The sequence below is a fragment of the Actinomadura rubteroloni genome (assembly GCF_002911665.1).
GTDB lineage: Bacteria > Actinomycetota > Actinomycetes > Streptosporangiales > Streptosporangiaceae > Spirillospora > Spirillospora rubteroloni.
Genome location: NZ_MTBP01000001.1, coordinates 301,859 through 327,778, shown reverse-complemented (window position 1 = coordinate 327,778; position 25,920 = coordinate 301,859). Strand labels below are relative to the sequence as shown.

23 protein-coding genes are annotated in these 25,920 nt (G+C 70.2%); 8 read left to right on the top strand and 15 right to left on the bottom strand.

Annotation, left to right across the window (positions count from 1 at the left end):
- Nucleotides 1–47: 47 nt before the first annotated feature.
- Nucleotides 48–779 carry a GNAT family N-acetyltransferase gene (locus BTM25_RS01505; protein WP_103560966.1) on the top strand — a complete coding sequence of 244 codons (732 nt, stop codon included), beginning with the start codon at nt 48–50 and terminating at the stop codon, nt 777–779.
- A 53-nt stretch (nt 780–832) separates the two neighbouring features.
- Here the strand turns inward: BTM25_RS01505 and BTM25_RS01500 are convergent, their stop codons facing one another.
- The 3 genes from BTM25_RS01500 to BTM25_RS01490 form a co-directional block, all read right to left on the bottom strand.
- The gene (locus BTM25_RS01500) at nt 833–1,627 is read right to left on the bottom strand and encodes a DUF6585 family protein (protein ID WP_103560965.1); all 795 of its coding nucleotides are present in this window, start codon (nt 1,625–1,627) and stop codon (nt 833–835) included.
- A 152-nt stretch (nt 1,628–1,779) separates the two neighbouring features.
- Nucleotides 1,780–2,679 (bottom strand): glycerophosphodiester phosphodiesterase family protein, encoded by a 900-nt coding sequence (locus BTM25_RS01495; RefSeq protein WP_235828005.1) that lies wholly within the window; start codon nt 2,677–2,679, stop codon nt 1,780–1,782.
- 118 nt (nt 2,680–2,797) lie between these two features.
- Nucleotides 2,798–3,721 carry an RNA-guided endonuclease InsQ/TnpB family protein gene (locus tag BTM25_RS01490; RefSeq protein ID WP_103560963.1) on the bottom strand — a complete coding sequence of 308 codons (924 nt, stop codon included), beginning with the start codon at nt 3,719–3,721 and terminating at the stop codon, nt 2,798–2,800.
- 52 nt (nt 3,722–3,773) lie between these two features.
- Between BTM25_RS01490 and BTM25_RS29020 the strand changes: the two genes are divergently transcribed.
- The gene (locus BTM25_RS29020; protein ID WP_146058920.1) at nt 3,774–4,031 is read left to right on the top strand and encodes a hypothetical protein; all 258 of its coding nucleotides are present in this window, start codon (nt 3,774–3,776) and stop codon (nt 4,029–4,031) included.
- A 32-nt stretch (nt 4,032–4,063) separates the two neighbouring features.
- Here the strand turns inward: BTM25_RS29020 and dnaE are convergent, their stop codons facing one another.
- The 8 genes from dnaE to fbaA all read right to left on the bottom strand — a co-directional run bounded on the left by dnaE (nt 4,064) and on the right by fbaA (nt 12,781).
- Nucleotides 4,064–7,621 carry a DNA polymerase III subunit alpha gene (dnaE, locus tag BTM25_RS01485; RefSeq protein WP_103560962.1) on the bottom strand — a complete coding sequence of 1,186 codons (3,558 nt, stop codon included), beginning with the start codon at nt 7,619–7,621 and terminating at the stop codon, nt 4,064–4,066.
- A 92-nt stretch (nt 7,622–7,713) separates the two neighbouring features.
- Nucleotides 7,714–8,268, bottom strand: a complete 555-nt coding sequence (locus BTM25_RS01480; protein ID WP_103560961.1) for a hypothetical protein — start codon at nt 8,266–8,268, stop codon at nt 7,714–7,716.
- An 11-nt stretch (nt 8,269–8,279) separates the two neighbouring features.
- On the bottom strand, nt 8,280–8,624 hold the full coding sequence (locus BTM25_RS01475) for a PadR family transcriptional regulator (protein ID WP_235828003.1): 345 nt from the start codon (nt 8,622–8,624) through the stop codon (nt 8,280–8,282).
- Nucleotides 8,625–8,719: 95 nt separating this feature from the next.
- Entirely contained in the window at nt 8,720–10,003 is a 1,284-nt protein-coding gene (locus BTM25_RS01470) for an adenylosuccinate synthase (protein ID WP_103560959.1), read from the bottom strand.
- A gap of 226 nt (nt 10,004–10,229) precedes the next feature.
- Entirely contained in the window at nt 10,230–10,646 is a 417-nt protein-coding gene (locus tag BTM25_RS01465; RefSeq protein ID WP_103560958.1) for a DUF3151 domain-containing protein, read from the bottom strand.
- Nucleotides 10,647–10,673: 27 nt separating this feature from the next.
- Complete coding sequence (locus tag BTM25_RS01460) at nt 10,674–11,177, bottom strand: GNAT family N-acetyltransferase (RefSeq protein WP_235828001.1); 504 nt, start codon at nt 11,175–11,177, stop codon at nt 10,674–10,676.
- A gap of 55 nt (nt 11,178–11,232) precedes the next feature.
- Nucleotides 11,233–11,682, bottom strand: a complete 450-nt coding sequence (locus BTM25_RS01455) for a winged helix-turn-helix transcriptional regulator (RefSeq protein ID WP_103560956.1) — start codon at nt 11,680–11,682, stop codon at nt 11,233–11,235.
- A gap of 76 nt (nt 11,683–11,758) precedes the next feature.
- Entirely contained in the window at nt 11,759–12,781 is a 1,023-nt protein-coding gene (gene fbaA, locus BTM25_RS01450) for a class II fructose-bisphosphate aldolase (RefSeq protein WP_103560955.1), read from the bottom strand.
- A gap of 209 nt (nt 12,782–12,990) precedes the next feature.
- Between fbaA and BTM25_RS01445 the strand changes: the two genes are divergently transcribed.
- Both BTM25_RS01445 and BTM25_RS01440 read left to right on the top strand, forming a co-directional pair.
- Nucleotides 12,991–13,719: a DedA family protein gene (locus BTM25_RS01445; RefSeq protein ID WP_103560954.1), complete on the top strand. Its 729-nt coding sequence runs from the start codon at nt 12,991–12,993 to the stop codon at nt 13,717–13,719.
- Nucleotides 13,720–13,728: 9 nt separating this feature from the next.
- Nucleotides 13,729–14,172, top strand: a complete 444-nt coding sequence (locus BTM25_RS01440) for a RodZ domain-containing protein (protein ID WP_103560953.1) — start codon at nt 13,729–13,731, stop codon at nt 14,170–14,172.
- A 1-nt stretch (nt 14,173) separates the two neighbouring features.
- On the opposite strand, the gene pyrE is transcribed toward BTM25_RS01440, so the two are convergent.
- Nucleotides 14,174–14,710, bottom strand: coding sequence for an orotate phosphoribosyltransferase (gene pyrE / locus BTM25_RS01435; RefSeq protein WP_103560952.1), 537 nt, complete (start codon nt 14,708–14,710; stop codon nt 14,174–14,176).
- A gap of 60 nt (nt 14,711–14,770) precedes the next feature.
- On the opposite strand from pyrE, the gene BTM25_RS01430 reads away from it, so the two are divergent.
- On the top strand, nt 14,771–15,292 hold the full coding sequence (locus BTM25_RS01430) for a hypothetical protein (protein WP_103562672.1): 522 nt from the start codon (nt 14,771–14,773) through the stop codon (nt 15,290–15,292).
- A gap of 12 nt (nt 15,293–15,304) precedes the next feature.
- On the opposite strand, the gene BTM25_RS01425 is transcribed toward BTM25_RS01430, so the two are convergent.
- Nucleotides 15,305–15,880 carry a hemerythrin domain-containing protein gene (locus BTM25_RS01425; RefSeq protein WP_103560951.1) on the bottom strand — a complete coding sequence of 192 codons (576 nt, stop codon included), beginning with the start codon at nt 15,878–15,880 and terminating at the stop codon, nt 15,305–15,307.
- Nucleotides 15,881–16,217: 337 nt separating this feature from the next.
- Here BTM25_RS01425 and BTM25_RS01420 point away from each other — a divergent pair, with 337 nt between their 5' ends.
- The 3 genes from BTM25_RS01420 to BTM25_RS01410 all read left to right on the top strand — a co-directional run bounded on the left by BTM25_RS01420 (nt 16,218) and on the right by BTM25_RS01410 (nt 20,159).
- Nucleotides 16,218–17,021, top strand: coding sequence for an amino acid hydroxylase (locus tag BTM25_RS01420; protein WP_103560950.1), 804 nt, complete (start codon nt 16,218–16,220; stop codon nt 17,019–17,021).
- 64 nt (nt 17,022–17,085) lie between these two features.
- Entirely contained in the window at nt 17,086–18,816 is a 1,731-nt protein-coding gene (murJ, locus tag BTM25_RS01415) for a murein biosynthesis integral membrane protein MurJ (RefSeq protein ID WP_103560949.1), read from the top strand.
- Between the two features lie 158 nt (nt 18,817–18,974).
- Nucleotides 18,975–20,159, top strand: a complete 1,185-nt coding sequence (locus BTM25_RS01410; protein WP_103560948.1) for an SEFIR domain-containing protein — start codon at nt 18,975–18,977, stop codon at nt 20,157–20,159.
- 37 nt (nt 20,160–20,196) lie between these two features.
- Here the strand turns inward: BTM25_RS01410 and BTM25_RS01405 are convergent, their stop codons facing one another.
- Entirely contained in the window at nt 20,197–22,695 is a 2,499-nt protein-coding gene (locus BTM25_RS01405) for an RNaseH domain-containing protein (protein ID WP_103560947.1), read from the bottom strand.
- Nucleotides 22,689–25,901, bottom strand: coding sequence for a hypothetical protein (locus tag BTM25_RS01400; protein ID WP_103560946.1), 3,213 nt, complete (start codon nt 25,899–25,901; stop codon nt 22,689–22,691). Before BTM25_RS01400 ends, BTM25_RS01405 begins: the two co-directional genes overlap by 7 nt.
- Nucleotides 25,902–25,920 lie beyond the last annotated feature (19 nt).

Genomic DNA, 25,920 nt, shown 5'->3' with positions numbered 1-25,920 from the left:
GTGGCGACCGGTGGGCCGCCGGGACGGCTCCTCAAGGAGGCCGCGCGGTGGAAGACGCCGATCTTTATCGTCGCGGTGCCGCGACGCTGCTCGCGTCCTGGCGGGAATACGCCCGCGGAGCGGACGGCGCGGCGGTCCGGCGCTTTCCCGGCGTCGCCGCGGCCGTCTTCCCGGCAGGCGCCGAACGCGCCGTCTACAACAACGCGCTGCTGGAACGCGACCTCGACGCCGCCGCGCGCACCGACGCCCTGGAGGCGATGGAGAACGCGTACGCGGCGGCCGGTGTCGCTCACTTCGCCGCCTGGGTACACGAAAGCGACAGGGCGCTGCGCGACGATCTCGAACGGCGCGGCTACACCTTCGCCGAGTCGACGCGCGTGATGGGCATGACGCTCGACGACCTCCGTCCGCCCCCGCCGGAGATCGACCTCGGGCCGCCGGACTGGTCGGAGTACCTGCGCGTCCTCGGGACGCCCCCGGGCCTGCTCGAAAAGGCGGACAGCACCGCCTTCCACGTCCTCATCGCCCGTCTGGACGGCGAGAACGTCGCGACGGCGATGGCGTTCGACCACGACGGCGACTGCGGGATCTACAACGTCGGAACACTGGAACACGCGCGGCGCCGGGGGCTCGGGACCGCGCTGACCGTCCTGCACGCCCACGCAGCGCTCGCGCGCGGTTGCCGGACGGCGAGCCTGCAATCAACGGAGATGGCCGAGCGCGTCTACGCGGCCGTGGGCTTCCGCGACCTCGGCCGATTCTTCGAGTACGTGCCGTAGGGCCGGGTCCGGTCCGGCGGACGGGCGCGTCCGAGGCCCGTCCGCCGGGCCGGTCAGCGGACGCGTCCGCGCAGTTGGTCGGCGACGCCGATGAACACGTACAGGTTGGGGATGCTCGACACCGCGACGTTGACCGCCGACCGCCACTTCCCGGCGACCTTGAGCTTCAGGAACCCCTGGATGATCCGCAGGTCCTCGATCTCGTGCCACCGCGTGACGCCCTTGGCGGAGCCGACCTCGTCCCGCGTCACCCACAACTTGCCAAAGTCGACGCGCTGACCGGCGTTCAGCCGCTCGACGATCGAGGGGAGCTGCGCACGCGTCACGCCCTCCTGGAGGGCCGTCCCCCACTCGTCGTGCCGGGCGAACTTCCCGGTGGCGGGCGTGCCGCCGTTGCGCCCCTGGAGCGTGAACTGCACGCCCTCGACGTCGGTGAGCTTGTAGGAGTAGTCGGTATAACCGCCCACGCCGGTCTGCCGGATGCTGCTCTGGAACACCTCGGTGCGGTCGTAGCGGACGGCGTGCGTCCGCCCCTTCACCGTCGCCACGAGCCCCCGCTCGTACAAGTGCATCCCGAGCCGGGTGTTCTTCGCCGCCGTGGACAGCTCCGCGATCCACAGGCAGACCGCGATCACCGCGAAGAGGACGAAGAACATCCCGAAGGCGGTCCCGGCCGCGAACAGCACGACGGCCAGCACCGCGCAGACCACCGCCGCGACGAGCGAGAACCGGATCGATCCGCCGTCCGGCTGCGCCCCCGCGTACACCCCGCGCCGAGCCCCCAGCCCGGCCCGCTCCGCCATCATGTCCATCTGCGGGGCCAACTCGCCCGCAATGTGCCCGGCCATCCCGCTCCCTCGCGATCCGTCCACCGTCGACACGGCACCGGCTCCGCGGCACCGCCCCCGGCGCGGACGCTACCAGACGAACGTGTCTATTTGACGCGCGGCCAATCCGGGCTTCGGCCACACGCGACAACGCCGCCGCGATGCGGACCGCGTCAGGCCGGGGCCGGAACGGGGGTCGGCGACGGGAGGGGAAGCTTCAAAGCCTTGAGGACGGCGCGAAGCCGGTCGGGATAGTCCGTCACGATCGCGTCGGCGCCGAGGCGGGTGAGCCAGGCCATCTCGGCGGGATCGTTGACCGTCCAGACGGCGACGGGAAGCGCCACCGCGTGAGCGTCGGCGAGCAGCGCGGGGGTCGTCAGATGGCGCTCGGGCGACAGGACCGTGGCGCCTATGGCCAGCGCCGCGCCCACCGGGTCGGCGGGCGGCAGGCCCGCCAGCCAGCGCGTACCGGGCCGCAACGTCTTGCGCTCGATCAGCGCCACGCGGCCCAGGGACGGCGCGCACTGCGCCGCCGCCGCGAGGACACGCCAGTCGAAGGCCAGCAGCCGGCTGCGGGACGTCAGGCCGTGCGCCGCGAGAACGTCCGCCACGGCAACGGTGAACCGGCGCACGCGCGCCTCCGGCCAATCCGGGTCCGTCTTCAGCTCGACCGCCAACTCCACCCGCCCGGACGGCCCGAGCAGCGCACACGCCTCGGCCAGCGTAGGCACACGGGTACCAGGAACGGGACGCTGCGTAGCGGCGAACGGGTCGGCCGTCCCGGGGACGGGCCGCCGTGCACTCGCATCCAGCGTCCTGACCTGCGCGAACGTCAGATCACCGAGCGCCCGCCCCACATACGGGAACAACGGATCACCCGCCACGGCGGGCGCGGTGTCGGCGAGGTTCACCGCCGACAGCACCTGATCGTGGCTGAGCACGACCACGCCGTCAGCGGTCATCCCCACGTCCAGTTCGACGGCGTCGACGCCGAGGTCGAGCGCGTGGACGAAGCCGGGCAGTGTGTTCTCCGGCCGCAGCCCCCGCGCCCCCCGATGACCGTGAATCTCCACGGTCCCCCCGAAGGAATTGACGTCCTCCCCTTCGCGAACGAGGGGGATTCTCTCTCCGGCGTCCGCTCGCGCGGTCGGCTTTGAGGTGGGTTCCTGTTTCATCGGGTCCTGCCTTCCGTCAGACGGGAGGTCTTACAGTCCCTCCGCAGGCGTTTACCCTGTCCGCCCGTCCGGCGGCCAGAATGTTGCGTGCCGCGTTCACGTCCCGGTCGTGGACGGTGCCGCAGGCGGTGCACGTCCATTCGCGGACGTGCAGTGGTTTGGGTCCGTCTTTCACTCCGCACGCGGAGCAGACTTGCGATGTCGGCTCGAACCTGCCGATCCGGGCGAATGCGCGGCCGTAGCGAGCTGCGTTGTATTCCAGCATCGCCACGAACTGGGACCATCCGGCGTCGTGCACGGACTTGGCGAGCCGGGTGCGGGCCAGGCCGTTCACCGCGAGGTCCTCCACGTAGACCGCTTGGTTCTCGCGGATCAACCGGGTGGACAGCTTGTGGTGATGGTCGCGCCGCGTATCGGCCACCCGGGCATGGAGCCTGGCGACGCGGGCTCTGGCCTTGATCCGGTTCGCGCTGCCTCTGGCCTTGCGCGACAACGCCCGCTGCGCCTTGCGCAACCGGCGTTCCACGCGGCGCAGGAACCGGGGGCTGGTGATCTTCCGGCCGTCCGGCAGTACCGCGAAATGCGTCAGCCCCAGGTCGATTCGGGACCGGTATCTCGGCGGTGCGACCCTGCGGCCTTTGCGCCGCCCGGCGGCGGAGGCGAAGAAGTTCCGGTAGGCGGTGTGCAGATCCGCGAGCGCTTGGACCAGGACCACCGACGACACCTCGGCGAGCCACACCCGCTCCGGGGTCTTCTTCGCCGCGGTGATGACCTGCTTCTGCAGGTCGGTGTCCTTGATGTACGGCAGCCCCGCCGAGCGGGCCTCCTGCCGGGCGCGCAACCCGTCGTTGAACACCACGCGGGCGCACCCGAATGCCCTGGCCAGCGCTTCCCGCTGGCCGGGCGCCGGGTAGACGCGGAAGTTGTACCGCAGCCGCACAGGGCCGACAGTACCAGCGGTACCGAAAGGTCCTGTCAGCATCGTCAGTCACGTGAGTACCGAACACATCGCGACCAACGACCGGCGCGCTCAGCTCGGCCGAAGCATCGACAGCGCTCGCTTTCGCGACGCCCACCTGATCGTCGAGAAGAACGGCGAACCCCGCGCCGTCCTCGTCCCCGACCACCGGTGGCAAGAACACCAGGGCGCGAATCGAAATCCGACTCACCCCGCTGTGAAGGGGTGGAAGTCCCACCCGTTGCCTGCGGTCACGCACGCAACCTACCGGGCGGTCACGAACGCGGGATGACCGGGCGGTAACTCCGAATGGGACGAACGTGCTTACTGCGTCACGGAACCGGCTCCGAAGAGGCTTTTGAGGTCCCCGAAAAGCCCGGGATTCGGCTGAACCTGGAAGTACTCCAAGTTCACCAGCAGGCCCTTGCGTCCGTGCCGTCGCAGTTGCAGGTGCACCGGCGCGTCGCCCGGGTGGGCTTTGAGGATGCGCTTCAGCTCGGCCGTGGTCGGCTCGGTGAAGCGGTCCATCGGGACGCTGATCACGACCGGTGGCTCCTTGCCGGTCGCGGCTGAGACGTCCAGGACCTCCATTTCCTGCGCATGGATCGACACGTTGCCGTCCCGCTCGTTCATCCGGCCGAGCACCGAGATCACGACGTCCGGCGCGAGCGACGGCGCGTACAACTGGTAGACCTTCGGGAAGAACAGCACTTCGATGCTGCCCTCCAGGTCCTCCAGCTTGATGATCGCCCAGGTGTTGCCCTGCTTGGTGACCTTGCGGTCCAGGCCGGCGATGATGCCCGACAGCCGGACCATGCCCTCGCGCCCGCCCGCGCCGGCCTCGGCGGTCGAGATGTCGCGGGCGCGCTCCAGGATGCGCTCCGCGCCGTCCAGCGGGTGCGAGCTGACGTACAGGCCGAGCATTTCCCGTTCGAACTGCAGCAGCGTCGCCTTGTCCCACTCGTCGCCGGTGGGGACGGCGACCGAGAACGAGCCGCCTCCGCCGTCGGCGACGTCGTCCATGCCGCCGAACAGCGAGTCCTGGCCCATCGCGGCGTTCTTCTTCTCGCTGATGACCGCGTCGATCGCCTGCTCGTGCACCGACAGCAGCGCCTTGCGCTCGTGCCCGAGGCTGTCGAACGCGCCCGCCTTGATGAGCGATTCGATGGCCCGCTTGTTGCAGACCGGCATCGGCACCTTGGACAGGAAATCGTTGAAATCGGCGTAGGCGGCGTCCTCGCGGCCCTTGAGAATGCCGTCCACGACGTTGTCGCCGACGTTGCGGATCGCGTTCAGCCCGAACCGGATGTCGTCGCCGACCGCCGCGAACCGCGCGACGCTCTCGTTCACGTCCGGCGGCAGGACCTTGACCTTCATGCGGCGGCACTCGCCGAGGTACACCGCCATCTTGTCCTTGTTGTCGCCCACGGACGTGAGCAGCGCCGCCATGTACTCGGCGGGGTAATTGGCCTTGAGGTACGCCGTCCAGTAGCTGACGAGCCCGTACCCGGCGGTGTGGGACTTGTTGAAGCCGTAGGCCGAGAACGGCACCAGGACGTCCCAGACGGCCTGGGTCGCCTCCTTGGAATAGCCGTTCTTCGACATCCCCTCCGAGAAGATGGCCCACTGCTTGTCCATCTCGGCCTTCTTCTTCTTGCCCATCGCGCGGCGGAGGATGTCCGCGCCGCCGAGCGTGTAGCCGGCGAGCTGCTGCGCGATGGCCATGACCTGCTCCTGGTAGACGACCAGGTGGTAGGTGTTGCCGAGGATCGGTTCCAGCGCGTCCTTCAGGTCGGGGTGGATCGGCTCGATGGGCTGCTGGCCCGCCTTGCGCAGCGCGTAGTTGACGTGCGCGTTCGCGCCCATCGGCCCCGGACGGCCGAGGGCGAGGACGGCCGAGACGTCCTCGAACTCCGTCGGCGACATCAGCTTTGTGAGGTCGCGCATCATCGTGGAGTCGAGCTGGAAGATGCCGAGGGTCCAGCCCGCGCGCAGCAGCGCGTAGGTCTTGTCGTCGTGCAGCGACACCTGCGCCATGTCGAGGTCGATGCCCCGGTTGGACTTCACGTTCGCGACGGCGTCGCCGAGGATCGTGAGGTTGCGCAGGCCGAGGAAGTCCATCTTGAGGGCGCCCAGCTCCTCGCAGGACGGCCCGTCGAACCCGGTGATCCGCGCGCCGTCGTCGGGCCGCTGGTGGATCGGCATGACCTCGATCAGCGGCTCGGACGACAGGATGACCCCGGCCGCGTGGACGCCGGTGCCGCGCGTCAGGCCCTCGATGCCGAGCCCGGTGTCGATGACGCGCTTGATCTCCACGTCGTCGTTGTAGAGCTGGCGCAGTTCGGCGGCCTCGGCCCAGCGCGGGTGGTTCTCGTCGAAGATCCCGGTCAGCGGGATCTCCTTGCCCATCACGGCGGGCGGGAACGCCTTGGTGATGCGGTCGCCGAGCGCGAACGGGAAGCCGAGGATGCGGCAGGCGTCCTTCACCGCGGCCTTCGACTTGATCGTCATGTAGGTGATGATCAGCGAGACGTTGTCCTCGCCGTACCGCTCGGTGACGTAGCGGATCATGTCGCCGCGCCGACGTTCGTCGAAGTCCAGGTCGACGTCCGGCATGGAGATGCGCTCGGGGTTCAGGAACCGCTCGAAGATCAGGCCGTGCTCGATCGGGTCGAGTTCGGTGATGCCGGTGACGTAGGCGACCATCGAGCCCGTCGCCGAGCCGCGGCCCGGCCCGAGCCAGATGCCGTTGTCGCGGGCGTAGTTGCAGATGTCGGCGACGACGAGGAAGTAGCCGGGGAACCCCATCGACTCGATGACGCCGAGTTCGTACTCGATCCGCTCGGTGACCTCGCGCGGCACGTCGTCGCCGAAGCGCGTGCGGGCGCCGCGCTCGGCCTCCTTGCGCAGCCACGACATCTCGGTCTCGCCGTCGGGGACGGGGAACTTCGCGGCGAGGTCGCGGTGGGAGAACACGTCCGTGTAGTCCTCGACCATCTCGGCGACGAGCAGCGTGTTGCGGCAGCCCTCCTGCCACGGGTCGGACGAGTCCACCGCCCGCATCTCCTCGGCGGTCTTGAGGTAATAACCGCTGCCTCCGAACCGGAACCGGTTCGGGTCGGACATGAGGCTCTGCGTGCCGACGCACAGCAGCGCATCGTGCGCGTCGGCCTGGCTCTCGGTGACGTAGTGGGAGTCGTTGGTGACGAGCGGCGGGATCCCGAGCCGCTTGCCGATCTCGACCAGGTCCTCCCGGACGCGGCGCTCCAGCGGGAGCCCGTGGTCCATCAGCTCCAGGAAGTAGTTCTCCTTGCCGAAGATCTCCTGGTAGGTGCCCGCGGCCTTGAGCGCCTCGTCGAAGTGGCCGAGCCGCAGCCGGGTCTGGACGGCCCCCGACGGGCAGCCCGTCGTCGCGATGATCCCTTCGCCGTGCCGCTCGAACAGCTCGGCGTCCATCCGGGGCCACTTGCGGTAGTGGCCCTCCAGCGACGCCAGCGACGAGATCTTGAACAGGTTGCGCAGGCCCTGGGCGTTCTTCGCCCACATCGTCTTGTGGAGGTAGGAGCCGGACGCCGAGACGTCGCCGCCCTCGCCGGTCGCCTCGTTGGTCTTCTTCTGGCTCGGGTCGCCCCACAGGATCGGCTTCTTGACGAACCGGGACTCGGGCGCGACGTAGGCCTCGATCCCGATGATGGGCTTGATCTCGGCCTTCTTGGCGGCCTTCCAGAACTCGTACGACCCGAACATGTTGCCGTGGTCGCTCATCGCGACCGCGGGCATCCCGAGCTCGGCGGCGCGCTCGACCAGCGGTGAGATCTTGGCCGCGCCGTCGAGCATCGAGTACTCGGTGTGAACATGCAGGTGGACGTACGAATCAGCCACGCGCCGCGCCTCCCCAAGGACCTCTCCCGACGCACACGACCCTAGCCCGTTCCGCGCCCGTCCCAAGCCCCGATCGAAGTCTGTGGATAACCTCAGGCGCCGACGTTCTCGCGGCGGCGCCGGTACCAGGGGAGAAGCCGCCAGAGCCGTCCGACCAGGACCGTCCCGGCGAGCCACAGCACGTACGTGAGCGGTGTCCACGCGCCGCCGACGCGTTCGGCGTGCCCGTCGGTGAACGTGAACGTGACGGCGTGCTGGAGCAGCGCGATCCCGTCCCAGGTGAACGTCCCGGTGACGTGCGGGTCGTGGGCGAGGACGCCGTTCTCGAAGGCGTTCTCCGCCTCGCCGAGCGCGTACAGCAGCAGCATCGGGACGAGCGAGAGGAAGTACCCGGCGGCGACCCAGGAGTGGCGCGGGCCGGGGCCGTACTCGGCGGCGAGGAACTCCTCCGCGAGCCGCCGGCTGCCGCCGAGCCGGCGCAGCGCCTCGGCGACCCCGACGTCCCGGGCGGCGTCGCGGAGGTTGTCGCGAACCTCACGGCGCTTGGCGACGCGGGTTCGGTGCGGGAGGTCGTAGAGCTGTTGGTCCAGCGTCCACACGAGACGTTCGATACGGAGATGGTCGATCGGGCTCAGCTTGTTCGGCACGGCGGCTCTCCTCAGCGGGACGCGGCGGGCAGCGGACGGGTCAGGACGGCGTTGACGATCGCGGTGTGCCGGGTCCAGTTCTCCGTCCCGTCCGCGAGCGCCTCGAACCCGGCCGGGGTGGGCCGGTAGTACTTGCGGGCCGGGCCGCTGGACGACGCGACGAGTCGCGAGGCGACCCGTCCCTCCCGCTCCAGCCGCGCGAGCGCCGGGTAGACGGTGCCCTCCAGGACGTCGGTGAGCCCGGCCGCCTGGAGCCGCTGGACGACCTGGTAGCCGTAGGACTCCTGTTCGGCCAGCAGGTGGAGCAGCAGCAGCGGCAGGACGCCCTTGAGCAGTTGCGAGTCATGTGGGGCCACATCGACCATGTTCCGCCCAGTACTTGGCTAAATCAAGTACTAGGCGAAAAAAGAACGGCCGGCGGGAATCCCGCCGGCCGTCCGGAACGCCCGGGTCAGACCATGGAGCGCAGCGCGAGCGTCTGGTCGCGCCCCGGCCCGACGCCGATCGCGGAGATCTGCGCGCCCGACATCTCCTCCACCGCGCGGACGTACTCCTGCGCGTTCTTCGGCAGGTCCTCGAAGGTGCGCGCGGCGGTGATGTCCTCTTTCCAGCCGTCCAGGTACTCCAGGACGGGCTTGGCGTGGTGGAAGCCGGTCTGCGTGGTGGGCAGCTCGTCCACGCGCTCGCCGTCGACCTCGTAGGCGACGCAGACGGGGACGCGCTCCAGCCCGGACAGCACGTCCAGCTTGGTGAGGAAGTAGTCCGTCACGCCGTTGACGCGAGTGGCGTAGCGGGCGATGACGGCGTCGAACCAGCCGCAGCGCCGGTCGCGGCCGGTCGTCACGCCGTACTCGCCGCCGGTCTTGCGCAGGTACTCGCCCTGCTCGTCCAGCAGCTCGGTCGGGAACGGGCCGGAGCCGACGCGGGTCGTGTACGCCTTGAGGATCCCGATCACCTTGGTGATCTTGGTGGGGCCGACGCCGGAGCCCGCGCACGCGCCGCCCGCCGTCGGGCTGGACGACGTCACGAACGGGTAGGTGCCGTGGTCGACGTCGAGCAGCGTGCCCTGCGCGCCCTCCAGCAGGACGACCTTGCCGTCGTCCAGCGCCCGGTTGAGCACGAGCGTGGTGTCGGCGACGTAGGGCCGGATGCGCTCCCCGTACGCCAGGTACTCCTGGACGATCGGGCCGGTCTCGATGCGGCGCCGGTTATACACCTTGGTGAGGACCTGGTTCTTCTCGCGCAGCGACAGGTCCAGCTTCTGGGTGAGGATGTTGGGGTCGAACAGGTCCTGGACCCGGATCCCCATGCGGTTGATCTTGTCGGCGTACGTCGGGCCGATGCCGCGCCCGGTCGTGCCGATGCGGGCCTTGCCGAGGTAGCGCTCGGTGACCTTGTCGAGGGTGCGGTGCTGCGGCATGATCAGGTGCGCGTTCGCCGAGATCAGCAGCCGGTCGGCGGAGATGCCGCGCTCGGCGAGCCCGTCGATCTCCTGGAAGAGCACGGACGGGTCGATCACGACGCCGTTGCCGATCACCGGGACGACGTCGGGGGACAGGATCCCGGACGGCAGCAGGTGCAGCGCGTAGCTCTCGTCCCCGATGACGACCGTGTGACCGGCGTTGTTGCCGCCCTGGTAGCGGACGACGTAGTCGACGTCGCCGCCCAGCAGGTCGGTGGCTTTGCCCTTGCCCTCATCCCCCCACTGAGCCCCGACAAGAACGATGGCAGGCATGCCGTTAATCCTTCCCACGACGAAGGCCCCGTGCGCAGCGGCGCCGCCCGGCCGGGGCGGATCCGTCGCTCGTCGCGGTGCGCGCCCCGGGGCTCGCACCCTGGGAGTTTTCGCACGCGCGAAGGGGCCTCTTACGAATGAATCGTACCCGCACGTCGCCGTGGGAGGAACCGCGCGGCGGGTCGCGGACGTCCGCCGCGGCGGTTCCCGACGCGCCGAAAGGGGTTCAGCCGAGCACCTCGACGGCGACGGGGCTGCTGTCGCGCAGGAACGCACGGCAGCGCTCGGCCTCGGCGTCCTCGCCGATCGCGGCGGCGGCGCGGCCGAGCGCGTGCAGCGCCCGCAGGAAGCCCCGGTTCGGCACGTGCTCCCACGGGACGGGGCCGGTGCCCTTCCAGCCCGCGCGGCGCAGCGCGTCCAGGCCCCGGTGGTAGCCGGTGCGCGCGTACGCGTAGGACTCGATGACGCCGCCCTTGGCGAAGGCCGCGTCCGCGAGCGCCGCCCACGCCCCCGAGTACTCGGGGAAGCGCGCGGCGATCTCGACGGGGTCGACGCCGTCGTCCAGGGCGGTGCGCGCCTCGGCGTTGTCCGGCAGTTCGGTCGGGGGAGTTCCGCCGAGCAGGTTCTGGGTCATGCGGGTCATGGTAGGCGTCCGGCGCGGCGGACGTGGTCAGCGCCGGGCGGTCTGCTCGACGGGAAGGGGCAGGCGGAAGCGGGCGAGTCCGCCGGCGAGGTCGATCGTGGGCGCGTCCGGCCAGCCGGTGTGCAGCGCCGCGAGCGCCGGACGGTTCTCCAGGCTCACCTCGGCGTCGAAGCCGGTGATGCCGCGGCGGCGCGCGAGGCCGGTGAGCAGGCCGACGAGCAGGCGCGCGAGGCCGTGCCGCTGCCACGGGTCGGCGATGAGGACGGCCAGTTCGGCGCGTTCGGGACGCCCGGAGTCGCGGACGTACTCGGCCACGCCCACCAGCGCGTCGCCGTGCAGTGCGGCGAGGGCGTCGTGGTCCCAGTGGTCCAGCCGGGCCAGGGACCGGACGTAGGCGTCGGGCACGCGCGGCATCCCGGACAGGAAGCGGGTGTAGAGGCTCGCGGGCGACAGCCGTCCGGACATGGCGCGCAGGCGGTCGGCGTCGGTGACGCCGTACGGGCGGACGCGGATCTCGCCGAGTTGTTTCATGCAACTCATGGAACAGCAGCGGGTTGCGTCAAACAACTCATTGCGCGACGGACTCTCAGGCCCCCGGTCCGTCGAGGGACACGACATCGCCGGGCCCCAGCGCCGCACCGCACGCCGAGCACGTCAGCGCGGACGTGATCGTGCCCGTGCAGCCACGGTGGGCGACGACGCGCGGCGGCCCATCCGGCGCGTAATAACGGTCGCCCCAGAGCATCAGCGTCATCATCGCGGGCCACAGCTCGACGCACTTGCGCGTGGGCCGGTACTCGAACCGGTCCGGACGCTCCTGGTACCGGACGCGGCGCAACAGGCCCTCGTCGCACAGCCGCGTCAGCCGGTCGGTGAGGACGTTGCGGGCGATGCCCAGGTCGTCCTGGAAGTCGTCGAACCGCCGGTGCCCCTCGAACACCGCGCGGACGACCAGGAGCGTCCACCGGTCCCCGACGACCTCCAGCGACCGGGCGACCGAGCAGTTCTGGGACACGTAGCTGCGGGGAAGCGCCATGCCGGGGAGATTACCCGCCGGTTTCGTCACGCAACGGGCGCGGCGGGAGCCCCGCCGCGCCCGTCATCGGCACGTCTTACTTGAGGCGCTTGCCCGCCGACTGGAGGCTCTCGCACGCGTGGGTGATGCGCGCGGCCATGTTCGTCTCGGCGGCCTTGCCGTACGAGCGCGGGTCGTACTGCTTCTTGTTGCCGACCTCGCCGTCGATCTTCAGCACGCCGTCGTAGTTGCGGAACATGTGCTCGGCGATCGGACGGGTGAACGCGTACTGCGTGTCGGTGTCGATGTTCATCTTCACCACGCCGAACGACACGGCCTCGCGGATCTCCTCCAGCGACGAGCCCGAACCGCCGTGGAACACCAGGTCGAACGGCTTGTCCTTGCCGTACTCGGCGCCGACCGCCTCCTGGATGTCCTTCAGCACCGGCGGGCGAAGCTGCACCGAGCCCGGCTTGTACACACCGTGGACGTTCCCGAACGTCGCCGCGAGGATGTAGCGGCCCTTCTCGCCGACCCCGACCGCGCGGGCCGTCGCGAGCGCGTCCTCGGTCGTCGTGTAGAGCTTCTCGTTGATCTCGTGGGCGACGCCGTCCTCCTCGCCGCCGACGACGCCGATCTCCATCTCCATGATGATGTTCGCCCGGGCGCACTCCTCCAGCAGCTCGGCCGCGATCTGGAGGTTCTCCTCCAGCGGCACGGCCGACCCGTCCCACATGTGCGACTGGAACAGCGGCTCCTGACCGCGCGCCACCCGCTCCTGGGAGATCTTGATGAGCGGGCGCATGAACCCGTCCAGCTTGTCCTTCGGGCAGTGGTCGGTGTGCAGCGCGATGTTCACCGGATACTCGGCGGCGACCACACGCGCGTACTCCGCGAGCGCCGTCGAACCGACGACCATGTCCTTCACCGTCGAACCCGACAGGTACTCGGCGCCGCCCGTGGACACCTGGACGATGCCGTCGCTCTCGGCCTCGGCGAACCCGCGCAGCGCGGCGTTGAGGGTCTGGCTGGACGTCACGTTGATGGCCGGGTAGGCGAAGCCTTCCCGCTTGGCACGGTCGAGCATCTCCGCGTAGACCTCGGGGGTCGCGATGGGCATGTGGGGTGTCCTTTCTTTGCGGTGGTGCCGCCGGGCGTCCGGCCGGGCGGTTGCGCCCGTCCACGCGGCTCCAGGTCAGAGGTCCCGGGCCTGCGGTGCGGGCATGGCTGCCGTCCACCCGCCAGTATCCCGTTTTCCGTGCCGCGGACCAGAGCCGGGTCGGTTCGACTCGCGGACCCCGGGGCATCCGCGCGGGTACGCTCGGGAATGTGGATCTCGCTCTGCTTTCCCTGAACGTCACCGAGTGGCTGCATCCGACGGCGTGGCTGCAACTGTTCGGCACCTTCGCCGTCGTCGGCGTGCTCGCGATCATCTTCGCGGAGACCGGCCTGCTGTTCGGCTGCATCCTCCCCGGCGACTCCCTCCTGTTCACGGCGGGGATCCTCACGGCCGTGAACGAGGTGAACGGCCAGGAGTTCGACTCGCTGTCGCTGCCCGCGCTGCTGGTCGGCGGGCCGATCGCGGCGATTCTGGGCGCCCAGCTCGGGCACTGGCTCGGCGCCCGCTACGGCCGGCGCCTGTTCGACCGGCCCGACTCGCGGATCTTCAAGCGGGAGTGGGTGGAGAAGGCCGAGCTGTACTTCAACCGGTTCGGACCCGCCCGCGCGGTGTTCATCGCACGCTTCATCCCGATCGTCCGGACCTTCCTGAACCCGCTCGCCGGAATGCTCGGCATGCCCCCGCGGAAGTTCTTCCTCTGGAACGTCATCGGCGGTGTGGTCTGGACGGACGCGCTGTTCCTGCTCGGTCACTTCCTCGGTTCCGAGGTCCCCGACATCGAGCGCTACATCCTCCCCGGTGTCGCGGTCGTCCTGGTTCTCTCGGTCATTCCGATCATCCGGGAGATGCGGCGCGGAAGCGGCGACAAGGACGGCGCGGCGAAGAAGAATGACGCCGATGAGTCCCGACCGTCGCTCCAGGGTGACAGTTATCGCTAACCTCCCCATGTGGGACGTCATCGGTCGGACCCCAGGGGTCTCGCGCGCATCGTCATCGCGACCGTCGCCGTGGCCCTGGCCCTCGGGCTGCTGGTCGTCGGCGCGATCGCGCTCGTCAACGCGCTGACCGGCGGCTCGGAACAGGGCGGCCCGCCGGGCGCGCAGCCCCGGACGTCGGCGCCGCCGCCGAGCCGGTCGGCGTCCGCGCCGTCCAGCGCCACGCCGCTGGTGATCCGGGCCGTGCGCGGCTCGACACTGGTGACGATCACCGATCCGGGCAGCAACGACGTCGTCTTCCGGGGCACGCTCATGTCCGGCGAGGGGCGCCGCTACGACCAGGCGCCGCTCAGCGTCGTCGCCGGGGACGGCGGCGCGGTCGAGGTGACGATCTACGGCAAGGTGGAGAACCGTCCGGCCGGGCAGCGCGCCACCTGGTACGTCTCGCGGCGCTGACCTACTCCACGCCGAGGTCGCCGGTCGTGAACGGGTGGCGGTACTCCAGGCCCTCGGCGTTGATGCGCTCCGCCGCGCCGCGCTCCAGGATCGTCGCGACGGCCACCACCTCGGCGCCCGCCTCGCGCAGCGCCTCGACGGCCGTCAGCACCGACCCGCCCGTCGTGGAGGTGTCCTCGACGGCCAGCACCCGGCGTCCGGTGACGTCGGGGCCCTCGATCCTGCGCTGGAGGCCGTGCGCCTTGCCCGCCTTGCGGACGACGAACGCGTCCAGGCTCCGTCCGCGCGCCGCCGCCGCGTGCAGCATCGCCGTCGCGACCGGGTCCGCGCCGAGCGTGAGGCCGCCGACCGCGTCGTAGTCCAGGTCGGCGGTGACGTCCAGCATCACCTTTCCGACGAGCGGGGCGACCGCGCCGTCCAGCGTGACGCGGCGCAGGTCCACGTACCAGGACGCGCGCCGTCCCGACGACAGCACGAAGTCGCCGTGCACCACGGCCTTGGCCTTGATCTCTCGCAGCAGGTCATCACGATCGCTCACAGGGAGAACCCTAGTGATCGGGATTCTCGCGTCCGCATCCGCCCGTGTAGCGTGCGGGACGTGACGCCGGGAACCGTCGTGCTGCTGCACGCTCCGTCCGCCACCGCCGCCGTGTGGGCCGACGTGCCCGAAACCCTGCGGACCGTCGGCCACGACGTCGTCGCGCCGACCGTCGCGGGCGCCCCCGGCCCGCCCTACGTGGCCCGCGCCGCCCTCATCCTCGCCGCCACCGATCCCGCCTCACCGCTGCTGCTCGTCGGCCAGGGCGCCGCCGGCCCGCTCCTGCCCGCCCTCGCCCGCGCCCAGCGCGCCGCGCACCGGACCGTCGGCGGCTACCTCTTCGTGGACGCGTCCCTGCCCACCGCCGACCGCGCCCACGGCGCCCTCCCCGAGGACTGGCCGGACGCGCCCTGCGGCTACCTGCGCACCCACGCCGACCGCACGTCCGACACCACGACGAGCACGGCGGCGGCCCGCGAACAGGCCGTCCGCGAATCCCGTCTGCGCGGCTGGCCCGTCCACGAGCAGCATCCGCCCACCACGATCGTCCAGGCCCTGACCAGCCTGATCACGACCCTCTGACCGTGCGGCGGGTCAGGTTCGGCCGCGTCCGCTGACCAGGTCGCGCAGGCGGTCGACGGCGGCGACGGCCGGGCCCGCGGTGCGCAGGAGGCCGGGTTTGGGCGGCGTGTGGGGGTGCGGACGGGTCGGGGCGTGCTTCTTGGCCGCGGCGAGCTGCTCGCCCAGCGCCTGCGCGCGCTCGGGGTCGATGACCTCGCGCAGCTTGGGCCAGACGGCCCGCTCCTCGTAGTCGATGTGCTCGCGGGCCTCGGCGATGAAGCGGGCGAGCAGGTTCTCGAAGTCCGCCTCGCCGGGCTCGGCCTTGTCGAGGTCGGCGAGGACGTGCTTGGCCTGCTGCTCCTGTTCGACGGCGTGGTCGGCCAGGTCGTCGCCGTCGGCGACGAGTTCCCGGACGGTCGGCCAGAAGTACTCCTCCTCGACCGCCTCGTGCATCGACTCGTCGATGATCAGGCGCTCGACGGTCGCGCCGCGCCGCTTCAGCTCGTCCTGGTCGCTCGGGGGTCCCTTGCGGGCGCCGGCCTCCAGCTCCGTCAGGACGGCCTTGACCTTGGCGTGGTCGCTGCCCAGCACGTCGAATACGTCCGCCATGTCGTTCCTCCCTCTCGGCCTCGGGCGCGGCTCCTGCCCGGAACGTCGGCGTCCATGCGCGGTGCGGGGACGCGGCCGTTCTTGATCACCGGGTCCGCCGCCGTGCTCGGCGTGCGGAGCATCTGAGGGGATTGAGTGGTAAATATGCGTTTTTATTATCGTCCGACGGCGGGGTGAATATCGGCTTCCCCCGGGTTATTGTCTCCTGTCCGTCGTTGACGGGTGTGCTTACGTCCGGGCATGTTGGCTACGGTCGGCCGATCAGTCGGAGAAATGGCGGTCAGTGCACTCGGGGCCGTCCGCCGGACCGCCATTCCCCAGGGGAAGGAACGGCGGAATGAACGACGGGATCGTCCACGAATCGCTCGGCTACGGCACCATCGACGCGGCCTGCCTGCGCCGCCGCGCGGAGATCAGAGAGACGATCGCCGGGCACCGCGCCGGCGAGCCGCTGCCGCACGTCGGCTACACCGGCGAGGAGGACGCGCTCTGGCGGGAGGTGATGACCGAGTTGCACCGGCTGCACCCGTCCGTCGCCTGCGGCCGGTACCTGCGGGCCGCCGAGCGCATGCCGCTGCCGGTCGGCGGGGTGCCGAGCCTCGCCTCGGTGTCCGGTGATCTGCGCGCCCGCACCGGATTCGAGCTGCTGCCCGCCGAGGACCTCGTCCCGGCGCGCGAGTTCTACGCGGCCTTCGCCGACGGGCGCTTCTCCAGCACGATGTACTTACGCTGCCCGGCCGTCCCGCTCTACAGTCCCGATCCGGACGTGCTGCACGAACTCGTCGGGCACGCCGTGATGCTCGGCGACCCGCTGTTCGCCGACCTCTACCGCCTTTTCGGGGAAACGGTGCGGCGCGTCCGTGCGCCGGACACCGTGCAGGCGATCAGCAAGGTCTTCTGGTTCACGATGGAAACGGGGCTCGTGGACGAGAACGGCGAGCCGCGGGCGTACGGCGCGGCGCTGCTCTCGTCCGCCGGGGAACTCCAGAGCATTCCGCACGTGACGCTGCGGCCCTTCTCCATCGCCGAGATGATCCGGCAGCCCTACGACATCTACCAATACCAGCCGATGCTTTTCGTGGTGGAGTCGATCGACGTCCTGGCCGCAGAACTCCGCGCCTTCCTTCGGACGCGGCGCTAGCACGGCCGCCGCGCGAACGCGGTACATTCCCCGGACGAGACCGTGGATCCAGGGGAGCGCTCCAGTGACGCAAGACCCGCGCCCGACCGCGAGGTCCGACGCCGCCGGTTCCCCCGGGCCCGGCGACACCGAGTCCGAGGCGCTCGACCCGAGCGGCCCGGACCCGGCCGAGGGCGGCGGCGGGCTGTTCCGGTCGAGCGCGATCATGGCGGTGGGGACGGTCGCGTCCCGGCTCACCGGGTTCGTCCGGACGACGGTCCTGATCGCGGCGCTCGGCACCCAGGCGCTCGGCGACACGTTCAACACCGCCAACACCATTCCGAACATCATCTACGAGACGCTGCTCGGCGGCATTCTCACGGCCGCGCACGTCCCGTTGCTCGTCCGGGCCCGGCAGAAGTCGGCGAAATACGGCGAGGAATTCGAGCAGCGGCTGTTCACCCTGCTGCTCGGCGCGCTGGCCGTCTTGACCGCGCTCGCGATGGCCGCGTCGCCGCTGCTCATCCGGCTCTACGCCAACGGGTTCTCCGCGTCACAGCGGCATCTCGGGATCGTTTTCCTGCTGTTCTTCCTGCCGCAGATCTTCTTCTACGGGTTCAGCGCGGTCGCGGGGGCGTCGCTGAACGCCCGGTCGCGTTTCGCCGCGCCGATGTGGGCGCCCGTGCTGAACAACGTCGTGGTGAGCGCCGTCGGGATCACGTTCATCGTGGTGACGGCCGGTCCCGTCACGCCGGACAGCGTTTCCAGCGGCGAGGTCACGCTCATCGCGCTCGGCACGACGGCGGGCGTGATCGCGCAGGCGCTCGGGCTGATCCCGTCGCTGCACCGGATGGGGTTCCGGTGGCGTCCGCGCGTCGACTTCCAGCCGGGCGAGCTGCGGTCGCTCGGCGGCATGGCGGGCTGGACGCTCGCGTTCGTCGTCGCGCAGCAGCTCGGCCTGCTCGTCTACACCAACATCGCCAACAGCGCCGGGGTGCGCGGGCTCCACGAGCACGTCGGCTACGGCGTCGGCCTCACCCCGTGGGCGAACGCCTACCAGTTCTTCCAGCTCCCGTTCGCGATCGTCGCCGTCTCGGTGATCACGGCGCTGTTCCCCCGGATGAGCCGGCACGCCGCCGACGGACGGCTCGACCGCGTCTCGGAGGACCTGTCCGCCGGGCTGCGCCTCTCGCTGATCATCATCATTCCGGCGGCGGCGCTGCTGTTCGGGTTCGCGGGCGAGATCTGCGTCGTCTTCTTCGCGCACGGCAACACCGACGTGGCGGACGCGGCGATGATCGCCCGCGTGCTGCGCGTCTTCGCGGTCGGGCTGATCCCGTTCGCGGCGCTCCAGATCCTCCAGCGCGGCTTCTACGCGGTCGCCGACACGCGCACGCCCGCGCTCGTCGGGTTCTTCACGATGGCCGTCAGCATCGCGCTCGCCGTCGCCGGCTACCTGCGGCTCTCGACCCAGCACGTGGTGCTCGGCGTCGCGGGCGCGCAGGGCGTGTCGTGGCTGCTCGGCTGCGTCGTCACGCTGGCGCTGCTGCGCCGCCGCCTCGGCAGCCTGCACGGGCGCGACATCGTCGGCCCGATCCTCAAGGCGGCCGTCGCCAGCGTCGCGCCGCTCGCCGTCGCGATCGCCGCCCACGAACTGCTCGTCCACAGGACGGCCGGGGGCTTGCTTCCGTCCCTGATCACCCTGCTGGCCGGCGGCCTGCTCGGCACGGCCCTGTTCGTCGCCGTGGCGCGCGTGCTCCGGATCGAGGAGATCACCACCGTGGGCCACATGGTCACCGCCAAACTCCGCCGCTGATCCGTTCGAGCGAAATTCGAACTGGTGTCCGAAAAAGGCGCCGATAAAGTCTGTCCAGCGTGGACAATTGCTGGACATATTTACGGTGTTATTCCGTTGGTCCTCGGGTTGCCCCTATCGTGTGAACTCGCCATAGCGGCGGCCTCGGGGAGGATGGAATGGTCGGTAACGACGGAGTCCACGTCGCACTCACCGTGCTGGAAGAGGACGGGAAGTGGGTCGGCACGGCCTCGGACGGCATCGCCATAGGGGTCGTCCGGCTCGGGAACTGGCAGGTGCAGCCGGTGGACGCGCCGAAGGAGGCGCGGGGCGGTGACGACGCGTATCTCGTGCGGATCAACTACGAGCTGGACCTGGAGCCGGGCTTCCCGCCGGTGGAGTGGCTGGAAGTCGGGTTCGACTTCACCGCCGCCGCCCCGGTCACCGTGGTCGACGCCGTCCCGTTTCCCACGACCGGGCCGCGACCCGCGACGTCGTACGCGCTCGGACGGTACCTGAACCTGCTCCCGTCCGCCGGGGGGTCCCCGGCGGACGTCCACCTCCCCGCCACGACCGGCGTCATCGACGTGTTCGGCATCGGGGGCCAGAAGGTCCGCTGGCGGCACCGGGCGGAGGGGGACGAGGCCGTTCGTCCCGGAGCCCACGTCGTCTGGGCCGTTCTCCTGGTTCCCGTCGGCACCGAAAGCCTCCAGGTCGAGTTCTCCGCGCGCTATGACCTGCGGACGGGCGAGAGTTTTCTCCCGGGCCAGCTTCCCCAGCCGTTTTCGCTCGACCTGCGCGACCCGTCGGCCGTCCGACCGGCCCTTGAACCGTCGGCGGCCGTCGACGGCGGAGAGAAGAAAGCCGGTGCCCCGCGTGTCTTCATCTCCTACGCCCACGACACCCGGCCGCACAAGCTGGCGGCCCGACAGCTCGGCGCCCTGCTGGCCCGCTGCGGCGTCGACCTCCATATGGACTACCTCGCCCCCGCCGCGAGGAACGACTGGTTCAGTTGGGCCATCCACCAGATCAAGAAGGCCGATTACATCGTGATCCTGGCCTCGCCGATGTGCCGGGCGATCGGCGACGGTGAGATCACGGACGGCCGGCACAGGGGAATGCAGTGCGAGTCGGCGATAATCCGGGATGTTTTCTACAGCGACCGTGCGTACTGGTTCCCGAGACTGCTGCCCACCGTACTCCCCGGAGAGTCGATGGAGAATCTGCCGGTCTACCTCCAGCCGTATACCGCCGATCGCTACGTCGTCGATGAATTCTCCCCGGAAGGAATCGGCGACCTTCTGCGGGCGATGGGCCTCACGGTGCCCGTGGGCCTTCCCGCCGCGTCGGACGCGACCGGCTAGGCGCGGCGCCGAGCCCGTCCCCGTGCGGACGGGCTTTTCAGTTCCCGTTCTCGTCCGCGTGACGCACGCGCCAGTCCGGATGGTCGCGACCGATGGCCGCGGCGAGATGGAGCGGGACGGGAAGCATGGTGCGGTCGTCCCACGAGACCGGCTGCTCGCACAGTCGCGCCGTCAGGGCGGCCAGCGCTTCGGCCGTCCAGGAACCGGCGCGGACGACCACGATCTCTTTCGCCGTGTAGGAGTGCCAGGGCCTGCCGAGTTCACGGGAGTCCGCCGGCAGCGTCCATCGGGTGAATCGCGCGCCGGAGTTCCCGCCCTTGGCCTTCAGCGTCGCCGACCGGCCGGGAAAGAGCCACGACGGCCGGACGCTGTCGGTCAGCCGGTAGACCTTCCGGTCGGGGGCGGCGGGCTGCCGCGGATCGCCGGGCATGTTGGCCTTCTCGCGGCGGGTCACGGGCCGTCCGATCTCCGTCAGATCGGTGTTCAGCCGGACGACCGCGACGTCTCCGCCCCGTACGTGCACGGCGTCTCCGGGAAGTGGTCCATCTCCCAGCCTGCCGTTCTGCAGGCCCGTCCAGAGAAGCCGCGTCGCCGGAGCGTCCACGAACACGACGAGCGGAATGCCCGCGAACTCTCCCGAGGCCAGGTCGTCCAACCGTCGTTCGATCTCGGCGCGGGTGCGCTCGGCCTTCCGTGGCGAGCGGCCCATCCGGCTGGTGCCGATCGCGCCGGAGTGGAATTCCGCGATTCCCTCGGCGACCCGGACCCAGTCGTCGCGGTTCTCACTGAACATCAAGGTTCGCCAGGACGCGAGGTCGTGCGGATCCACGAAAAGCGCGACCATCGTCGTGACGAGCAGCGAGCCGCTTGCACCCGTCTGCTGCTCGCGGAGGTGCACGCCGACGAGAAGAACCCTGCGGTCGAGGCGGTTCGCCAGGCCTTTGTGGGTCAGCGCGTGAAGCAGGCGGTCGTCGAGGACTCCCGCCGCGCGGAGAAGGTCGCGCAGCGCGGCGCGCGCGGCGTGCTTCTTCTCGGCCGGTCCGCGCGACTTGGCCTTCGGCGGCAGGACGACCGGTTCGGTCGCGGTGAACTGCGCGGGAATCCCGAGGTGGCCCAGCAACCGCCGCAGATGCGGTTTGGCGTCGAGTTCCGGACGTTCGGCGGTGGGGTGGAATTCGGTCTCCAACCAGGCGACGACCAGATGGGAGTCGCTCGCCGAGGCGACGCGGACACCGTCCAGGAACGCGGCGCGGTTCGCGGTGGCGTGGTCGAGGAGATCGGGGCAATGGCGGGCGACGACGTCCAGGCGCTCGTTGACCCCGACCGGAGCGCCACCGGCCTCGGGCCGGACGGGACGGCCGGCCATTTCTTCGAGTTCGGCGAACATCCGGTCCCGGGCGTCCGCCGTGTCGTAGGCGCAGACCAGAGTGATCCGGTCGTATCCGCTCGGGCCGACGGCGTCGCCCGGCAGGCCGCCGTCGGGGTACTGCTTCACCCGCTCCAGGAGTCTGATCGACTTGTCGATCTGGTAGTCCAGCGGAACCAGCAGCGGCAGCGTGCGCAGGATGTGCTCGTGCAGGCGCAGCATGAAACGCGGGCCGAGACCGCTCCCGAGGAAATGAACCGGGCTTTCCGCCATCTGCGGCCGTATCGCACCGGGCTCCTTCGGCAGTTCGGCGGGAATCTCCAGCGGCTCCAACTGGCACGCTTCGAGGATCGCCGCGATGACCGGGTCGAGCCGGGTGCGCCAGGTGTCCGTCGCTTGGTCGAGGTACCGCTTGACCGGCAGCCGCAGGATGAGGGATTCCTTGTCTTCGCGTTCGATCCACGCGTTCTTCGCGCGGTACCCCTGGGGCGAGATCCTGGAGAGGGACGCGTCGAAGCACACGACCATGTCCTCGACGCCCGCGACCGTGACGAGCCGGGCTCTCACCGTGGCCATGCCGAAAGCCAGTGGGTCGGAATTGACGATGAGGTCGCCTAACTCCCAGGCCAACAACGAGCCGGAGGTGTCCATGCGGAGCGCCAGTGAGCGTCCGTCCGACTGCAAGGGTTCGCGTGCGAGCTGCCGCAGAATCTGTCGGGATGCCGTGCGGAAGACCCACTTCGGTGCGGCGGGAACCGTCCCCGGGCGGAACTCGACGTAGTCCGCGAAGGAGCGCGCGGGATCCGGCGCGGGCAGCAGGTCGGCGAGGACGGACGTGCCCGCGCCTTTGCGGACGTGCCGTTCCCAAGCCCGGACGGCGATTCTCAATCGGTGGTCGAGGGCGCTCGCACTGGTGAGAAGCAGCATCGGTTCGCGGGGAGCGAGGCCGCCGCCCGCCGGGTCGGCCATTTTGAACAGCTCGACCGGTTGCCCGGTCGCGGCGACGAGCCCGGTCTCCAGCGTTTTGTACGGTTGCCGCCACTGGCCCTCGGTGCGCGGAAGCGTCTCCCAGGCGGCCGAGAACGGCTCGCTCAGCGGGTAGGCCGTGATCGTTCCGAGCAGCGCGTCCAGGTTCTCGCGGGGAACGCGGTACGCGAGGCTGATCAGCACGGTTCACCGCCGCCGGACGCGCGTGCCGCGTAGTCGAGAAAGGCTTTGAGCGTCGTTCCGTGGTATTTCCGCATGTCCAGCAGCACCGAGTCGCCGCCCCACTTCTTCTCCAGCAGCCGGATGAGCGTGGCGAGATCGCTGCCGCCGTTCGCGTCGTGGAATGCGCCGTCCACCAGATGGAGGACGGCGGACGTCCCGCCGCGCCGCGCCCGGCCGATGAGCTGGACGGCGCCGTTCATGATCTCGGCGACCACGCCGAGCTTGACGTCCTCGGGCTGGGCCTGGAAATAGGGCGGACGGCGCACGATCGTCTCGAAGTACTTTCCGGCCGTCTTCCGGCGCTCGGCGAGCAGGCGCCGTGGATCGCTCGCCGGGCCGGGATGCTCGGCGAGCGCCTTCGCCTGGATATGCGCCAGGAGTTCGGCCGGTTCGTCGATCAGCGGAATGGGCCGGACGATCAGCCACACGGACCCGAGCGCGGACCGGTCACCGGCGCCGATGATGTTCACTCCCCGCTGGACCCGTGCCAGCGGGGAGATGAGGATGTCGGCGGCCTGAAGGCCCGCGAAGTCCTCCAGCCGGTCGGCCGGAATCTCGCGCCATTGCCCGGTGTCGTCGAGGACCTGCGGACCATCGTCCGGACGCGGGCGCACGGCGAGGCAGATCCGGTGCGCGGCCACGCCGGCGACGGAAAGTCCCTCGGCGACGTGCCGGGCCGCGTCGTACGACGTGGTGGCGAGCAGCACACGGGCGCGTTCCGGATCGGACTTCTTCAACCGTTCGAGTTCGGGCTGAAGGTATTCGCCCCAGAGAGCGGTCGCGATCCGCCGGGTCGCGTCGGCCCGCCGGAGGCCGTCGAGGCCCGAGATCTTGCGAATATCGCCGTGCGGGTCCATCACGGGTGCCGCTTCGATGCGCACGGATCCGGGATTGTCGTCGGCGACCCACCACGTCGGCTTGACGTGAACATGGTGATGCGGTGCGCCGGGGAAGAAGGACGTCGCGGAAAGGCCTACGACGATGCGCCGGGTGCCCGCGTGCGCCAGGGCCGTCGTGTCGCCGAGCCCGATCGTGTACGTGTGCGGGTCGCCGCCGAAAGCCGCGGTCGACAGCCGCGCCGGATCGCCGCCCGTGTCGTCGTAGTGCTCGGTGAAAGCGAAGACGAGCCGGCCGAGCGGCCCGGTCGGAGTGACCCGCCATCTGCCGTAGGTGCCGAGGGCGTCGGCGATGTCCACCGCCGATTCCACGCCGATGTCGACGAGCTGGGCGTTGTTGGCCATCAGACTGTGCAGATAGAACCGGATGCGTTCGAGAATGGCCCGGCGCAGGACGCGGTTGACGACCTTCGCCCGGTCGTCCTCGGCCGTCGAGGCGTACAGCCGGTCCAGCGCCGCCCGCGCCTCGGGGATCGCGAGACCGCCCGACCCGCCCGTCACGACCGCCGCGAGATGCCGGCGGACTTCGGCGAACCCTTCCGGCTCGTCGGGGAGCGGATCCGTTTCACCGGGGAACAGCGAGACGAACATCCGCATCTGCTTCTCGGTGACCTCGTCGCGTTCGACGCCGAACAACTCGCTCGTCAGCCAGTTGTCCCAGCGGCGCGGGACCAGCCAGTAGCGGCCGGGTCCGCGCGGGCGCCGCCGGTTCGGCGGCGCGGTCGAGCCGAGCCGTTCGTAGCTCAGGTGGCTGACGTAGTTCTCCGAGAGATAGCGCAGGCCGAAATAGGAGTCGCGGACGCTCGCGTCCACTTCGTCGCGCAGCCGCCCGAACGCCGCGCCGAAATCCTGGTCGAAGCGCCGCAGCGGCGTGTTCGTCCGCCCCGCGTGGTCGAGGACCAGGTGCCGGCCCGCGTTGTCGATGGCGAACTGCTGGAACGCATCCACTTCGTCGATGACGACGACCTGGCACCGCCGCAGGATCAGTTCCTCGGCCGTCAGCCGGTCGTTCTCGCCGAATCCGTCGTGCACCGGGGTCTGGAGGACTCCGGTCGAGAAATTCGCGTGCGAGGTGATGATGACGTCCGCCGCGCAGGCGCTCCGCGCGGCCCGGTAGCGTCCGCAGGTCGTCCGCCAGGAGCAGGACACCGTCTCGTCCCGCTTTCCCCACCGGCTGGGACGCCGCAAAGTCGCGCAGGGCTCAGTGCCGGGCTGCCAGCCGTCGATGGCCTCATCGGCCGAGGCCACGGCGGCGAGCGCGCAACCGTAGCCGAACCGGGACCAGATCCAGTCGGCGTCCGGGCCTTTCTCCGAACTGCGCGCCGCCGCCTCCTCGGCCACCTTGAGCAGCGACCGGGGCGACACCAGCGGCACCACTTCGGCGTCCGCGCGGAACCGTTCCACGGCACGCTCGATCTGGAAGGTCGCGCGGACGACGTCGGCATTGGTCGGCAGGACGAAGCCGACCGTCACGCCGTGTTCGATGGCCCAGCAGGCGAACGTCTCGATGAGGACGACCGACTTCCCGAACCCGGTATAGGCGAGCAACTGGCTGAGCGTGCCCGCGGTCAGGCGCAGTTCTTCGACTGGTCCGCCCTTGCGGTCCCGAATCTGAGCGGCGAACCTCCGCACTGCCTTCGCGCGGAAACCGCTGCCCGCCGGGCCGTCCACGTCGGTGTCGATCCGCTCGGCGATGCGTTCGAGTTCCGCGAACGGGACCGCGAGGTCGTCGCGCGCGGGCGCGTCGGCGACGACCGCGAGAGGGATGTCGGGCGCGAGATGGTGCGTTCGGATCTCGTAGCGGAAGTCCACGAACGTCTGGTCGGAACCGCCGGGACCCGGGACCCGCGTCGTGGTCGTATGGAGGCCGGTGACGGCGGCGGGAAGGGAACGCCTGGCCGCCGCGTGGAGCGCGTCGAGATCGCGGAGGGCGCGGTCGATGAAATCCGGCAGCGGCATTCCGGGATCGACGTTGATCTCACCGTTCTGCTTGTAGTCCGCGGCGGCGGTACAGCCCGCCACCTGGTTGTTCTCGAGAAGCTGATCCAGGATCCCGCCCGCCGCCTCGGCGTTGGCCATCTGGTTGGTGCGGCGGCGGATCAACCTCATGAAGCGCCGGGCGTCGGCCGTGGTGAGGTTGCGCCATTCCGACCAGTCCGCGATATGGCCGTCGAGGACGAACAGCACGTCGTCGCGCGTGACCGTGCGGGCGTGGCCCTCGTCCTCGCCGAGGGCGAAGAAGGCGGCGGCCAGCCCCGTCGCGGCCCGCATGACGTGGGGCAGCACTTTT